This window comes from Achromobacter sp. PD1 (assembly GCF_048541815.1).
GTDB lineage: Bacteria > Pseudomonadota > Gammaproteobacteria > Burkholderiales > Burkholderiaceae_B > Achromobacter > Achromobacter bronchisepticus_A.
In genome coordinates, this window is the sequence record NZ_CP183349.1 from 104,249 (window position 1) to 118,265 (window position 14,017).

Annotated in this window: 12 protein-coding genes and 1 pseudogene; 6 read left to right on the forward strand and 7 right to left on the reverse strand. The window is 58.1% G+C overall.

Going from position 1 to position 14,017, the window contains the following annotated elements:
• Positions 1-871: 871 nt before the first annotated feature.
• A complete protein-coding gene (locus ACM1PE_RS00460; RefSeq protein WP_419342256.1) occupies positions 872-1,471 on the reverse strand; it encodes a hypothetical protein in 600 nt (199 codons plus the stop codon).
• Positions 1,472-1,962: 491 nt separating this feature from the next.
• On the opposite strand from ACM1PE_RS00460, the gene ACM1PE_RS00465 reads away from it, so the two are divergent.
• Entirely contained in the window at positions 1,963-2,265 is a 303-nt protein-coding gene (locus ACM1PE_RS00465) for a helix-turn-helix domain-containing protein (RefSeq protein WP_419343808.1), read from the forward strand.
• 2,032 nt (positions 2,266-4,297) lie between these two features.
• On the forward strand, positions 4,298-4,603 hold the full coding sequence (locus ACM1PE_RS00470; protein WP_419343809.1) for a DUF4209 domain-containing protein: 306 nt from the start codon (positions 4,298-4,300) through the stop codon (positions 4,601-4,603).
• 463 nt (positions 4,604-5,066) lie between these two features.
• On the opposite strand, the gene ACM1PE_RS00475 is transcribed toward ACM1PE_RS00470, so the two are convergent.
• From ACM1PE_RS00475 to ACM1PE_RS00495, 5 genes are all read right to left on the reverse strand, one after another.
• Positions 5,067-6,071: an alpha/beta hydrolase gene (locus ACM1PE_RS00475; RefSeq protein WP_419342258.1), complete on the reverse strand. Its 1,005-nt coding sequence runs from the start codon at positions 6,069-6,071 to the stop codon at positions 5,067-5,069.
• A 189-nt stretch (positions 6,072-6,260) separates the two neighbouring features.
• Positions 6,261-7,340: an alpha/beta hydrolase gene (locus ACM1PE_RS00480; RefSeq protein WP_419342260.1), complete on the reverse strand. Its 1,080-nt coding sequence runs from the start codon at positions 7,338-7,340 to the stop codon at positions 6,261-6,263.
• A gap of 2 nt (positions 7,341-7,342) precedes the next feature.
• Complete coding sequence (locus ACM1PE_RS00485; protein WP_419342262.1) at positions 7,343-8,128, reverse strand: carboxymuconolactone decarboxylase family protein; 786 nt, start codon at positions 8,126-8,128, stop codon at positions 7,343-7,345.
• A 219-nt stretch (positions 8,129-8,347) separates the two neighbouring features.
• Positions 8,348-9,241, reverse strand: coding sequence for a LysR family transcriptional regulator (locus tag ACM1PE_RS00490; protein WP_419342264.1), 894 nt, complete (start codon positions 9,239-9,241; stop codon positions 8,348-8,350).
• 5 nt (positions 9,242-9,246) lie between these two features.
• A complete protein-coding gene (locus tag ACM1PE_RS00495) occupies positions 9,247-10,149 on the reverse strand; it encodes a LysR family transcriptional regulator (protein ID WP_419342266.1) in 903 nt (300 codons plus the stop codon).
• A gap of 158 nt (positions 10,150-10,307) precedes the next feature.
• Here ACM1PE_RS00495 and ACM1PE_RS00500 point away from each other — a divergent pair, with 158 nt between their 5' ends.
• From ACM1PE_RS00500 to ACM1PE_RS00515, 4 genes are all read left to right on the forward strand, one after another.
• Positions 10,308-11,297 (forward strand): aldo/keto reductase, encoded by a 990-nt coding sequence (locus tag ACM1PE_RS00500; protein WP_419342268.1) that lies wholly within the window; start codon positions 10,308-10,310, stop codon positions 11,295-11,297.
• Between the two features lie 16 nt (positions 11,298-11,313).
• Entirely contained in the window at positions 11,314-11,907 is a 594-nt protein-coding gene (locus ACM1PE_RS00505; protein WP_419342270.1) for a flavodoxin, read from the forward strand.
• Between the two features lie 9 nt (positions 11,908-11,916).
• A complete protein-coding gene (locus ACM1PE_RS00510) occupies positions 11,917-12,768 on the forward strand; it encodes an aldo/keto reductase (RefSeq protein ID WP_419342272.1) in 852 nt (283 codons plus the stop codon).
• A gap of 89 nt (positions 12,769-12,857) precedes the next feature.
• A complete protein-coding gene (locus ACM1PE_RS00515; protein ID WP_419343810.1) occupies positions 12,858-13,331 on the forward strand; it encodes a cupin domain-containing protein in 474 nt (157 codons plus the stop codon).
• A gap of 324 nt (positions 13,332-13,655) precedes the next feature.
• Here ACM1PE_RS00515 and ACM1PE_RS00520 read toward each other — a convergent pair.
• A pseudogene (locus ACM1PE_RS00520) lies at positions 13,656-13,975 on the reverse strand (SAM-dependent methyltransferase); the annotation flags it as partial.
• Positions 13,976-14,017: the final 42 nt, after the last annotated feature.

Consider the following 14,017-nt stretch of genomic DNA (forward strand, 5'->3'; position numbering starts at 1 on the left):
TGCGGCGATTTCGTCCAAGTGCGTCACCAGGGAGCACCACTTACCCAGCAGGCTCTTTCGGTTGGCGATGTAGCTTGCGTGGCGTCCTTCTTCGCGCAGAGCTTCCGTATGGGTACGAATGTTGCGGTAGTAAGACGCCCGAAGAGCAGAGCCCACGGCTTGCTCCTCAGTCACGTTCATCCCTCGCAGGAATGCTCGGAAGGCGGACTCCAAGTTTGGGAGGGTGGACGCTGGAATTTCGCCTGCGCTGACGCGCGCACGCATGGCTTCGGTTAGTTCTCGAAATGTTAGGGTCGCATTGGCGGACATGTGCTTCTTTCTTTTTGATGTCCGAGGTGCTCCGGCAACGGGTCTTTGCGAGCTATTAAGATTGACCGGCACTAACAAATTATCCATCTATCTATCCCTTTGATCTGTAATGGAAAACGTCATTTTCCGTACATGGCATGCTTTGGGAGAAGATGGCTCAAAACTTCATTATTTTTTTCCTGATGCCGATCGCGGCGCTCGGACTGAGTTGGCTCGCACTTGGTATAGGAAAGACGGCGGTCAAATTTCGCTGCAACTTGTCAAAGTTCGGTTGCTACGCCTTACCTGCCGTGTTGGTGACGAGTAACACCCCGGTCTGCCGTTAATGCACAATTTCACACGTCGGCTGAGACCGGCTTGCCAACTACGGCGTTCGGTTGTGTTCCAGACGAGGCTAGATGTGGCCCTCTAGTTGTCTGGCCTCTCTTAAGAGGAAACCCCGGTGCCGAAGCTTGGAGTGAGTCTGAATAGGCGTCGCGGAGCACGATGTGATAAAGCGGAGCATGTCCAAGCATGCTCCGCTTTATTAAGTGCCGCGCGCGTTTAGTGCTACGGCAAGCGCTCAAATTTCATAGGGACAATTTGGTTCCGGCGTCGCTGGTTCGACGGTCGGTTCTCGTTTCCTCTCTGGCATAGGCGCATATCGATCCACCAACTCGGCCGGAACGCGGACATGACCGAGATAGCTTGCAATACCGCTATCATCCACTGAGGCGAAAAATTCTCTGGTGTACCTATATCGGCTATGGAATGCCTCCCCTTTAGCCCACGCCATAGCATCGAAGTTGTCGAAATCCCTCACTAGCTTTTTACTGACTAATGGGCCGAAGGTCGCGCCACTCATCCAGAAGCGATTAAATTCGTAAAATGGCCACGTTTTTCCTTCGTCCAGCTTGCCGTTGTACATAAAAAGGCGTTCAAATTCAACTATCCATTCCAGATAACTTTTGTCTCGCTTGTTTTCTTGGACAAAGAAAAGTTTCGCATCCTCCCCTTCCATTCCTTGGTACCAAGCCCATGGTTCCAGCCCGTCAAGAAGGTGAGGACATTCCTGGTGCGGAACTGCCTGGAGAAGATGGGCTGGGCGTTCCCCGATGATGTCGTTTGGGTGATTGATATCGAGTTTGTCAGGTTTGGGTATGATGAGAAATAGCTCGCTCATTTCGCGCTCATTTTTAAAACGTGTTGACGAATGCGGAGAATCATGAGAGTTACTCACGTGGTTCACCACGATCGGCCGTCAAGGATGACGACTATCGGTATAGCTTTTCCGAGGTGCCATGATTCGCTGCTTTCCAGCAAGAGGCGATGCGTTGCGAAGGCGGTGATATCAAATATGTACCGCTATCTCAGCAATATTTTAAGAATCGGGATTGTTAGATTTTTTTTTGAGGAGACAACCGATTCGCGAGGAAGGTGTTCACTTAGATGTAGTTTTGAGCTCGTGCGAAGACTCCATAGCCTGTGTCGACCGTGCGTCGTTGGTGGCGTGAGGGTTTTGGCAAAACTCGATCGCAGGGAAGCTCGTCGCGTTCACTGATATTCAGCTACCGGCAACTTTCAACCGGTTGTAGTGTCTATTGCCTGATAAGAGGTAAAACTTTGCCTCTTGTTGGTCATGCACAGGAGAGGGCGGTGACGTCCTTAGGCAATATGCAGCGTGGAACGTGTGCCGAGATTGAAGCGGCGATAGGCGAGAACTTAAAGACACTTCGCATACACAGGAACCTAGACCAAGCGACGTTGGCCGGCCGTGCAGGTATTAGTGTTCGCACTTTACGTAACCTGGAGAATGGCAACGGCTCGTCACTGCATTCGCTCATTCAGGTCGTTCGTGCCTTGGGGCGTGAGCAATGGTTCGAGACGATCGCTCCGGTGGTGAGTATTAATCCACTAATGTTGACCAGAGTTGCGGCTCCCCGTCAGCGCGCGAGCAGAGCCGCGGCTAAAAAATAGGGGGCACCCACTAAGAATTAGGGTGTCTGAACGTTGGTCGTGGCCTTCGCGCTGTGCGTGTCGTGCCTGTCTTGTGTGTCAGGGTTAAGCGCTTGGCTTTCCACCCAGTTGGCGCGGCCTCCTTAAGTTACCCGAGTGAGAAGTGAGACCGCCATAGCAGGTGTCGAAGCGCGCCAAGTTGACGTTGTCAGGGATGGAACACGTGTCGCGACTATGCTTTTAGGAAAAGTGTCCCAACTTGGGACACTTTTTAGGCGCTCGTGAAGAAGGCGAGGGAGGGGGCGGGAGATAGTTGAGGAACTGTGTTGGTCGGAAACGTTTCTTGACGGCAAAAGTGTCCCGAATTGGGACAACTTTCGAAGTTGGTCATGTCCGAATTGCCTCGAGCTTTGCGATTGAACTCTTCGAAAAGTGTCTCTACTAGAGACACTTTTTGCGTATGAGTCATCGATATAGTGGGTGTCGTGGGGGACAAGGTTGACGGGACGTCAGCGAGCATCGAGGCCAAGTCTGTCCTTAGCAAGGACTTACAGTGCTATACGGCTTGTGTGGCAAATCCAGGGGGACTAGGCTGTTCTGCATTGGTGCGGCTGCTTGGAATACGAATTCGTATTCCTGGACTGGCAGATGGTAGTTTCGGAATACATAACGCATATTCCGAAGCCGTTTGGCTGCCACTTGGAATACGCAATGTGTATTCCGGAACTGCCGGCTGGTCGTGTCGAATATACAAATGCGTATTCCTGAGCCTTCAAATGGTGGGCTTTGCCCAATCAGCGCATATGTAGGGGCTCTCGAGTGTCGTAGGGCGTTGAGAAGGACTTTACGCCTATCGTCCAGACCGGCAGTACGGCGTGGGGTGCGGCTCCGGCCCCTGCACCAGCATCGAACGTGAGGGATTGGCGCCTGTGCAAAGACGGTACTTGGGTAAGAGACTCAACACCGGCGTCAACAGGGCATTGCAGAGCAGCGAGGTGACGGATCTAGCCTGGTTGGGTATCGAGTCCGCTGGCGGGACAACAGCGGCTTTTAGCCAAATGGTTCAAGCGAATCGAGCGAAATGGTAGTCGCTCATTGTCGTTAGAAAACTCGAGGTTTCTCGAAAGGGGCAGTAGTCAGGACGCCGTCATGCGATGTGCCACGGACAAGTTAGCTTTGTACTAGGTCATCTGATCATGCCGTATCGAGCTGCTTGTGATGGCGCTCGTGCTGCGGCAGGGACGGCGATAGCTGAGAAAACATCAAGCAGCGCGCAGTAATTGGCGAGGCTACTGCCCCTGTCTCGTCGACATCATGAGCTTTACGACCGATGGATTCGAATTGTTTAGGGCGCTGAAGTTCACCGTATAGCCGCAACTCTGGTGCAGTGCTAATGCTATGGCGCAAGATCGCGAAAAGCCACCTTCGCAGTGCACGATAATCGTCGTTATTTCCGATGGCAAAGAGTCGATAAAGCTCCAAATCGCCTCTGCGTCAGCTTTTTTGAATCTGTAATCAAGATCGTCATTTCTCTTGTTCCGCAGGTTGGGGTCCAAGAAATCTACATCGGCGAAGCTTAGCCGCAAGACATGGTCGAATCCATCCAAGTTCGCGGGACGGTGGTCGGGAGTAGTGATGGAGATAATCGCCATAGATGGCAGTCGGGGTAATCGTTCAGCCTCACGGCGAGACAGCGTAAAAACCGATGGAGGGAGGCCTTTTGGGGCTCTATATAGATGCTCAAAAATGGGAGAAAGATCTTCGTATTTCTGAGGCAAGATATATGACTCCGTTACTGGTGATGGCCATACCATATCAGAGCGTAGGGGAGTATTGCTTGGGCGTTGCCTCGTCTCTATAACTCGCAAATGAATTTTGTCGAGTTTCCTTCCATGATTTTTTTCTATTGCTGTTGGGGTGGTTATTTATTTCTTGTAGTTTTATGAGGTGGATTTCGCCTGGCCACGCGTAAAGCGTGATGCGAGCCCTTGTTGCCGGATTCCAGGGCGGCATGATTGTTGCTGGACATCTCGTCCCACCGCAGCTCGAGGCAATGGTGCGACACGTAGTTGAATCCCAAGGAGCGACGACCTCCAAGTTGGAACCGGGAGGCGTCCAACGCAAGCGGTCGCTGGGCCCGCCGTTTGAGACACCCGAGGCATTTCATGCCCTGGGTGAAGACAGTGTGTTTGAACTGCAGGACCTGTTCACGGAACAGCTAGGAATGAATTTACGCAACGAAGTCGCACAAGGCTCGCTCGACGATTCGGGTCCCTTTGGGACTGATGATCTCTATGCTTGGTGGTTGTTGCTTCGGGTTTGCGTCGTTACATCTAAACAGGTGGAGCAGCGACGGTAGGGACCGGGCACAGACGGCGCCGCCACTGGCGAGGCCAACGGCCAGAGTTTGTCAACCTGAGGCCCTCAGAGAAATCTACGGGGCGGAAGATCGAAACGGCAACGGACCATTCAGCGATGATCTCGTCTTTGCTCGCCTTCGCGGCTTCGGGCTATCCCACGAATGCGGTGTTGCCCGCGTTGCTCGCCGCATACGTCAACACTGCGCAACACTGTCGAGATGGGCGCGCGCCGGAAGCGGCCATTGGCGGAAGTCCGTTTGTGGCCGAAAGCAAACTTTAGCCGATGCCCGTTTCCGACCCATAACGGCCATTGGTTGTCTGTCTACGAATGACTGCTACCCAGTGAAGGCGATCGTCGGCAACTTCTACGCGGCGTCGATAGGACGCATGTGGAAATCGGCTCAGATCGCTCGCACATGGGTGAATGCGACCTTTCGGATCCTCACCTCGTGCTGTTAACGATCACAGGGTTCGAGCGTAGAACGGCTTGAGTTGACCGAGCGCGGCATCCACATACTTGGGAACCCAGTAGGTCTCGATGTGGGTCGCGCCTTCGATCAGGAACAGTTGCTTGTCGTCGGTTCCCGTGGCCTTCGGGAAGGCTTCTTCGGTCATATACAGGCTGTCCGCTTTGCTGCCGGCGATCATGAGCAAAGGCTGGTCTATCAATTCAATCTGTTCGGTTGCATCCCAGCGCATCAGATCCAACAGGCTGCTGGTCGTGTACTTGAAGGTCGAGCCGGGGTGGGCGTGCGTCCTCCAGTAGTACTCGTAGCCCTGCCGGTACATTTCGAACGGCAGCGCGGCAATCTGTGCATCTGTCATGTCGGCGTCGCCGGAATACGGAATCTTTCCTCCCGCCTTTTCCTGAGCGCGTGCTTCGGACGCTTGCTTCAGGCGCTGTTGGATCGTGTTCAGTTGAGAATCGGCGAAGCCATTCCGACGAACCCGGCCGGAGTTGAACATGCTGAGGGTCGCGATCGACTTGAAACGCTTGTCGGACTTTGCCGCGGACAACGAATAGCCGCCTCCGCCGCAAATACCGAGTAGCCCCAGGCGCTGGGCATCAACACCCGGGTACTGAGTGATGAAGTCCGCTGCGCCGTGGATGTCCTCTATGCGGAATTGCGGCTTGTCCGAGCTGCGGGGCTCGCCGCCACTGCCGCCCTGATAGGCGGCATCCATCGCGATCGTAATGTAGCCAAGTTCGGCCAGGTGCTGGGCATACAGGCCAGCGACCTGCTCCTTCACGCCGCCATTGGGATGGGCCACGACGATCGCGGGATATTTCTTCTTCGCATCGTAGTTCGACGGGGTGTAGACGTTGGCAACGATATCCAGGCCGTTCAGCTTGTACTTGACCGGATGAATATTGACCTTGCCCGGTTCATTCTTCGAAAGGGCGCCAGCGTAGACAAGCGTAAAGGGATTCTTCTTGTAGTCGGCTGCGGCGGCGGTGGCGCTCATTATTGGAACTCCTATGATTGCACTCGTGACAGCGAACGCGGATGCGCCGAGAAAATCGCGTCGGGTTCTGCTGATAAATGGATCTTTCATCTCAATTCCCACTGTTGTTGATTGCGGCGGCTGGTGTTGCGGTAGCTGGGCCGATTTCCCAATGCCTAGGTGATGAATCAGGCTGCAATTGCGCGCTTGTCAATCCAGACCTTTCGCGGCAAGAAACCGTGACACCAGATCGGCGATCTGGATGTTGTTCAGGTCGGACATCAGAAAATGCGTGTTGCCCTGAATGCCGACTTCCGGCAGGTGCACGAGTTGCGCGTCGCCACCATGTCTGTTGATGGCAGCAACCCAAAGGCGGGCCATGGCCAGGCGCACCCGCCAGTTGTCCTGTCCGCGTTCCGTGGTTGGCTCGGTCGGAAAGTTGTCGCCGTAATAGATGATGATGGGGATGCGCGTGAGCTTCTCGAAGTCAGCCAGCGGCACCGCCTCGGGCGTCAGCGTCCCTGCCGCGCTTGGCATCGCGGGGGGAAGCTCGCCTTCAGGGAAGATGAACCCGCTGCCCGGTTCCAGAGCGACGATTCCTTTGACGTTCTTGCTTTTGATCGCGGTCAACCAGCCCGGTCCACCTGCCTGCGAATGCGATAGCAGGACGCCGGGTCCCGTCTTGTCGAACAGCGCGGCCATGGCGTCCGAAATCACCCCGGCATCGAAAGGACCGGTATTGGGCGTGACCGAACGGAAGAACTGATCCAGCGTTTCAGGCTTGCGGTCGAACTGCACGTTGTCGAAGTACCTTGGCCATTTGCCGATCCGGAATTGATCGAAGAACAGCTGATCGAAGGGGGTGGGCTCGATCGTGGTTGCCACGGTGCTATTGCCGGCGCGGCCGCGGCGAGGCTGATCGACGAGATAAACCGGAAAGCTCCGACGCAAAAAGAGGGTTTGAAAACCTTCACGGCCGTCTGACGTCGTTTCCCAGCTACGCGCCGATTGGTATGCACCATGCAGCATGACCAGGGGCAGCGGTCTGGCGTTCTGCGGGACCTGATAGAAGGCGTAGAGGTGGTCGCCGTGGAATGTCTGCCCTTCGGCGGTTGGCTTGTTATTGTCGTAAAGGCCAGGCTTCTGCATGACGCTTCCGCCGACAGCAAAGCTGCCTTGTTCCTGGATGACAAGCGGACCGCTGGCATTACGTGGGTTGTCGGGAAGGGCAGTGCAAGCCGTCATCGAGCTCAGCGCGATGCACACGAGCAGGGCTTTGGTGAGGTTCATTTTCAGCGTCCCGAGGTCGCGGCAAGGGCCTGAGTCAAGGCGGCATCCGCACGCTCCGCGGCCTGTTTGTCGCCGCGCTCAGCCAGAATCTGGGTCAACTGGCGCAACTGCGCTGCCGTCAAGCCTACCCGCATGCTGGCCCGCATGTGCGAGCGCAACTGCGCTTCCACGCCGCGCGTAGCCGCCAGCGCCCCGACAGTGGCCAATTCGCGGCTCTGCCAGTCGAGGTTGTCGCGCTCGAAGATGTCGCCGAACAAATGGGCTTGCAGGAATTGATTGATGATGGGGGCAAAGTCCATGACGGGGCCAGTCACCGGCGCGCCCGAGATGCGGGTCTGATTGGCCTTGCCTACCGCTATCAGTTCGTCCCCGGTGGGAATGGCGCGGCTGGGTTCGCGTCCCGGTGCGTCTTGAATTCCGCTTTGCTTGCGTGCCTCGACCACCTTCAGGAGTTCGCCGAGCGCGTTAAGGCTTTTAGGAAAGCCGACGTATGCATACAGCTGCACCAGGATTTCCTTGGCCTCGCTGATGGTCATGCCGGCGTCAAGCCCCTGGTTCAAGGCTGTGTTCAATTGGGGCATATCGCTCGCGGCCATGAAGGCGGCGATCAGGGGCACGGCCTGTTGCTTGGCGGACAAGGTATCCGAGGCGGCTTGTGCGGGCATCGCTTGCGTTGCCTCAGTTTTTGCAGTGGCATGACCGGGCGTGAGCGTTAGCCCGGAAGTCAGTGCCATCACGACGCCCAACGTGCTGATCGCGGGCTTGTAAGCAGGCTTTTTTTGAATCATCGGTGGCAGCTCCATCCCGTTGCTCTGTTTGGCCGGCATGCATATCGGCCAGGGGCGGCGGCATGGTATCGGCGAAAGGCAAAACGCCGGATGAGGGCTTGAGTTTGCCTTTCCTTTCTGGGAGCTGAAATGCTACGGGATGCGGACGCTTCGATTAAGCCCCTGATTCCGCATTCACTACTGAGGTGAACTCATAAATGAAGCGGAGCCGCGAACTGGCTATGCGCGATGTCGCAAGGCTTCGACAATGACTGCCAAAGCGCCGGAGGGCTGGCGTCGGCTTGGGTAGTAAAGGTGGTACCCCGGATACGGGCTGCACCAGTCTTGCAGCACACGAATAAGCCGCCCCGCGGCGATATCCTCCAACACCATATCCTCCGGAACGTAGGCCAACCCACAGCCCGCCAAGGCTGCCCGGGCAATGGAGGAACTGTTGTTGAATACCCATTGGCCGCTGACGGGGTACTTGGCCTCTTCGCCATCCCGGTCAAGATCCCAGGGAAGGAAGCCTCCGTGCGTCGGGAGTCGTAGCCGGATGCAATCGTGTCGAGTCAGTTCCTGGGGCGAGCGGGGTGTGGACCGTGCGGCGAAGTACTCGGGCGAGCCCACCACCGCCATGCGCAGGTCCGGGCTGATGCGTACAGCGATCATGTCCTTGGCGACTTGGTCTCCCACTCGAACGCCGGCGTCAAAGCGTTGGGAGACGATGTCCGCCATCGTGTAGTCGATGCTGATCTCGACGTTGATGTCGGGATAGTCGCGCATGACCCTGGACAGCTTGGGCCAGAGAACGCTGGTTGCCGCATGTTCGGCGGACGTGATGCGGATGGTTCCCACCGGCTTGTCGCGTAGATCCTTGACGGCCGCCACCTCGGCATCGATGTCGTCGAAACGGGGCGCCACACTGTTGAACAGGCGTTCGCCCGCTTCGGTGGTCGCAATATTGCGAGTGGTGCGCGTCAGCAATCGGACGCCCAGCCGGGTTTCGAGGCCGCGAACGGCATGGCTCAAGGCAGAGGGCGATACGCCAAGCAGGGCGGACGCCCGAGTGAAACTGCCTTCACGCACGACATGAACAAAGGCGAGAACATCGCTGAAAGTCTCCAGGGCCATATCAGTCACACCTCTTTCTCGGGGTGACGCAATGCGTCGATCAGCACGGTCATCGCCCGGGACAGATGCCGGCGGCTGGGGTAATAGAGATGGTATCCAGGAAGCGTCGGACACCAATCCGCGAGGACCGTCCGCAGGCGGCCCTTCGCGATGTGGGGGGCAGCCATCTCTTCGGTCAGGTATCCAAGGCCAAAGCCGGCCAGCGCCGCCTGAAGGATGGGCTTGGTCCGGTTGAAGACAAGCGGCCCATCGACTCGAACGCTGATCTGCTGTTTGCCCTTCTTGAACTCCCACGCGTAGAGTTCCCCGTGGCTCATCAGCCGCAGATTGATGCAGTCGTGGTCGGCCAGGTCCTGCGGTTTCAAGGGAAGGGCGCGCTTGGCGAAGTAGGCGGGTGAGCCGACGATCACGAAACGCAAGTCGGGGCTGATGCGCACCGTGGTCATGTCCCGGGCCAGATCGCCGCCGAGGCGCACGCCCATGTCGTAGCGCTCCGCGACGAGATCGACGAAGCGTGATTCCGCGTTGATCTCGACCTTGATCAGGGGGTACTCGGGAAGCACTTTCGCAAGCCTGGGCCAGAGCACGGTGTCGGCAGCGTTCTCGCTGGCAGTGATGCGGATCGTGCCGGCCGGCTTGTCCCGCAGTTCTCCAACGGCCAACAGTTCCGCCTCGATCTCCTGGAAACGGGGAGCGATGTTCTGCATCAATCGTTCCCCAGCCTCCGTCGGCGATACGCTCCGGGTGGTGCGTGTCAACAGGCGAACGCCCATCTTGGCCTCAAGGGCCCGAATCAGATGACTCAATGCCGATTGGGAGACGCCGAGTTGCGCCGCGGCACGCGTGAAGCTCTGTTCACGCGCGACCGCAATGAACGCTATCAGGTCGTTGTAGCCGTTTTTCGCCATCTATGAGTTCACCTCATAAGTATTTGCGGATTTTACTCTCTAGTGCTGGCTAGACATGATGGCTACATTGGCTGATGTAGCGATGCCGCCAGCTGTCCCGCCGTATCGCGAACTCTGGTGGGTCATATTGGACGGGCGCGTTTGAAGGAGTAAGACATATGCATAAGCGGAAACTTGGAAATAGCACGTTGGAAGTTTCAGCCCTCGGGTTAGGGTGCATGGGCCTGAGTCACGGTTATGGGCCGGCCACGGACACCCGGCAAGCGGTATCGCTGATTCGGGCCGCAGTCGATCGCGGTGTGACCTTCTTCGATACGGCGGAGGTGTACGGCCCCTACCTCAACGAGGAGGTCGTGGGCGAAGCGCTGGCCCCTGTGCGCGACCAGGTCGTAATCGCCACCAAGTTCGGTTTTACCTTCGGCGACGACAACAAGCAGCAGATCCCAAACAGTCGCCCCGAGCACATCCGTTGGGCCGTCGAAGGTTCTCTCAAGCGCCTGAAGACCGACGTGATCGATTTGCTCTACCAGCATCGCGTCGATCCCGACGTGCCCATTGAGGAAGTCGCTGGCACGGTCAAGGACTTGATCGCCGAAGGCAAGGTCAAGCACTTCGGCCTGTCGGAAGCGGGCGTACAGACGATCCGCCGCGCGCACGCTGTGCAGCCGGTCACCGCCTTGCAGAGCGAGTATTCGCTGTGGTGGCGCGAGCCGGAACAGGAAGTCTTGCCGACCTTGGAAGAGCTCGGCATCGGTTTCGTCCCCTTCAGTCCATTGGGCAAGGGCTTCCTGACGGGCGCCATCAAGGACGGCGCGACTTTCGGCAGCGACGATTTTCGCAGCAAAGTACCGCGCTTCTCGCCGGAGGCGATCCGGGCGAACCAGGCCTTGGTGGACCTGCTCGGCCAGATTGCCAGGGACAAGGGCGTAACCGCCGCGCAGATTGCACTCGCCTGGCTGCTGGCGCAAAAGCCCTGGATCGTGCCTATCCCTGGAACAACCAAGCTGCATCGCCTGGAAGAGAACCTGGGCGCCGCCTCCGTCGAACTGTCCGCCACCGATCTGGACAGGATCGCGCAGGCCTTGGCGGACGTGAAAATTCAAGGCGACCGCTATCCGGCCGCGTTGCAGGCCCGCGTGGGTCAATGACATCAAGGAGGCTTGGATGACTGTCGCCCATGATTCGACTCGACGTACGGTGATGGCTGCGCTTATGGCGCTTCCCCTGGGCGCCGCGACCACGGCATCGAACGCTCAGGGCGGCGAGATGCGACAGCAGGGCTCGCGGACACTGGTGGCCTATTTTTCGCGATCGGGCAATACGCGCGTCGTCGCCGGTCTGATTCATCGTGCGCGTGGCACCGATCTGTTCGAGATCCGGCCGGCCAGTGCCTATCCAGAAGACTACGAGCAAACGGTCGAGCAAGCTCGCAAGGAGACCGAGAGCGGCTACAGGCCGCCTCTGGAGGCGACGGTGCCCGCCATCGCGGGCTACGACACGGTGTTCCTCGGCTTTCCCATCTGGGGCACGACCGTGCCCCCGGTGGTCCGCTCTTTCCTGTCCGCGCACGACCTGTCCGGAAAGGCCCTGATCCCCTTCATTACCCACGGCGGCTACGGGCCAGGGAACAGCAAGTCAGTGCTGGCAAGCGATGCGCCGAAGGCGCGGTTGCTGGATGGTTTCGTCATTGAAATGGACCAGGAGCGGCGGACGATGGAACGCGTGACGAGCTGGCTTGGCAGCGTCCCGCAAACATAGGAGCTAACCATGCAACAAGTGACTTTGAACAATGGCGTCGTGATGCCCATCCTCGGCTATGGCGTTTTCCAGATTCCTGACCCGCAGGAATGCGAGCGCTGCGTGGTCGAGGCCATCGACACCGGCTATCGGCTGATCGACACGGCGGCGTCCTACCTGAACGAGGAAGCGGTTGGCCGGGGCATCAAGAATGCCAGCGTCCCGCGCGCCGGCCTCTTCGTGACGACGAAACTCTGGGTGCAAGACACCGGGTATGAGCGCACCCAGCAAGCCATAGACAAATCGCTGCGTCGTTTGCAGCTGGACTATCTCGACCTCTACCTCATCCACCAGCCATTCGGTGACGTGCATGGATCGTGGCGCGCGATGCAAGACGCCCTGAAGGCCGGCAAGGTTCGAGCTATCGGCGTCAGCAACTTCCATCCCGACCGGTTGATGGACATCATCGGCTTCAACGATGTCGTGCCGGCGGTGAACCAGGTGGAGGTCAATCCGTTCCTTCAGCAGGATACAAGCGTGGCCTTCATGCGCGAGAACGGTGTGCAGGCCGAGGCCTGGGCGCCGTTCGCCGAAGGTCGCAACAACCTGTTCCAGAACGAAGCGCTGGTGGACATCGGTCGCAAGCACGGCAAATCGGTGGGGCAGGTCGTGCTGCGCTGGGTGACGCAGCGCGGGATTGTGGCGCTGGCCAAGTCGGTGCGCAAGGAACGGATGGAAGAGAACCTGAGGGTGCTCGACTTCACCCTGGATGAAGCGGACATGGCCCGCATCGCCCAGCTCGAGACCGGCGAAAGCAGCTTCTTCTCGCACCGGGATCCGGCCATGGTGAAGTGGATGAGCGAGCGTCAGCTCGACATTTGACGGGCCGTGGTCAACCCTGTTCTGAAAATAATGAAATGAACAAGGCAATCAAGCGACACCATGAACCAATCAAAGAGATTTCAGAAAGGATGAACATGAGACTTCCCGCAGCAGCCCTTGCCTTGTCCCTTGGCGCGTCGGCCGTCTATGCGGCCGAACAGGAGCCGATCAACGTTACACGGGTCGGTTCCAACCCAAGCAGCGCGGGTGCGGAGCAAAACTTCACCGGATCCGTGTTTGTGGATTCGCGCTTTCAAGCCGCTGCGCCCGCGCGCGTGGGGGGAGGCGTTGTTACCTTTGCGCCAGGCGCACGCACGGCCTGGCATACGCATCCATTGGGCCAGACGCTCATCGTTACGTCAGGTGTGGGGCGAGTCCAGAAATGGGGCGATGCCGTGCAGGAGATCCGCCCGGGCGACGTCGTTTGGATTCCTCCTGGCGTCAAGCACTGGCATGGAGCCAGTCCGTCAGTCGGCATGAGCCACATTGCAATCGCTGAATCCCTAGATGGGAAGTCGGTGGATTGGATGGAAAAGGTCAGCACGGACCAGTACGGGCAATGAATTTGATCGACTTAAGCATTGGCTGGTGGAAAACGGGGACTTGCTCGAAAGAAGGGTCCTCAACCTGATGCCTTTGGCTCCGTGATTGGATCGCCCGGAATGCGAGGGCGCCGGCGCTGAGAGTAAAAGCAGTCACTGAAACGATAGTTGTGGGCGACCGCTCCTGGCCGGGAGCAGCCTTTGATGGCCGACTGTTCTCGACCCATTGCTGCCGTTGGATCCGGCGTGGTCAATGCCTGTTTTGCAGTCAGAAGGGATATCAAACGAGCGGCCCACGACGCCCAGCTCTACCGAGACAAGGCATCTCCCCTGGCAATCCTTGTCAGGTGGCCGGATTATGACGACCCTCGTCGCGCCGTTGATCATCACCGCCCCTCGCCGGGGAGGCTCGCGAAGGCGGCGCGAACTGCTGCGCAGGCACGGGCGCGATGTTGTCGGGCTGAGCTGCGAGCGCACGCGACAGCGGGCCAACCTCAAGCGTCATCCTCACTGCGTCCCGATCGCGGCGTCCCGCGTTTCGCCCTCGCCGAATGGAACGGCCGCGTCGCAGGGCGAGATAACGATTCCGGTGGAACCGGCCGCGTCGGGATGCGCGCGATGTGCTCCCGGTCGCCGAATGAAAACGGGCCGGTATCTTCTGGATTCTAACCAGGATGAACGACCGCCCGCGGACGCGCACTGTTCGT

What these genes read in the sequence shown, in the direction of transcription:
- ACM1PE_RS00460 (WP_419342256.1), bottom strand. Translation starts at nt 1,471, where the DNA reads ATGAGCGAGCTATTTCTCATCATACCCAAACCTGACAAACTCGATATC.
- ACM1PE_RS00465 (WP_419343808.1), top strand. Translation starts at nt 1,963, where the DNA reads ATGCAGCGTGGAACGTGTGCCGAGATTGAAGCGGCGATAGGCGAGAAC.
- ACM1PE_RS00470 (WP_419343809.1), top strand. Translation starts at nt 4,298, where the DNA reads ATGGTGCGACACGTAGTTGAATCCCAAGGAGCGACGACCTCCAAGTTG.
- ACM1PE_RS00475 (WP_419342258.1), bottom strand. Translation starts at nt 6,071, where the DNA reads ATGAGCGCCACCGCCGCCGCAGCCGACTACAAGAAGAATCCCTTTACG.
- ACM1PE_RS00480 (WP_419342260.1), bottom strand. Translation starts at nt 7,340, where the DNA reads ATGAACCTCACCAAAGCCCTGCTCGTGTGCATCGCGCTGAGCTCGATG.
- ACM1PE_RS00485 (WP_419342262.1), bottom strand. Translation starts at nt 8,128, where the DNA reads ATGATTCAAAAAAAGCCTGCTTACAAGCCCGCGATCAGCACGTTGGGC.
- ACM1PE_RS00490 (WP_419342264.1), bottom strand. Translation starts at nt 9,241, where the DNA reads ATGGCCCTGGAGACTTTCAGCGATGTTCTCGCCTTTGTTCATGTCGTG.
- ACM1PE_RS00495 (WP_419342266.1), bottom strand. Translation starts at nt 10,149, where the DNA reads ATGGCGAAAAACGGCTACAACGACCTGATAGCGTTCATTGCGGTCGCG.
- ACM1PE_RS00500 (WP_419342268.1), top strand. Translation starts at nt 10,308, where the DNA reads ATGCATAAGCGGAAACTTGGAAATAGCACGTTGGAAGTTTCAGCCCTC.
- ACM1PE_RS00505 (WP_419342270.1), top strand. Translation starts at nt 11,314, where the DNA reads ATGACTGTCGCCCATGATTCGACTCGACGTACGGTGATGGCTGCGCTT.
- ACM1PE_RS00510 (WP_419342272.1), top strand. Translation starts at nt 11,917, where the DNA reads ATGCAACAAGTGACTTTGAACAATGGCGTCGTGATGCCCATCCTCGGC.
- ACM1PE_RS00515 (WP_419343810.1), top strand. Translation starts at nt 12,858, where the DNA reads ATGAACATGAGACTTCCCGCAGCAGCCCTTGCCTTGTCCCTTGGCGCG.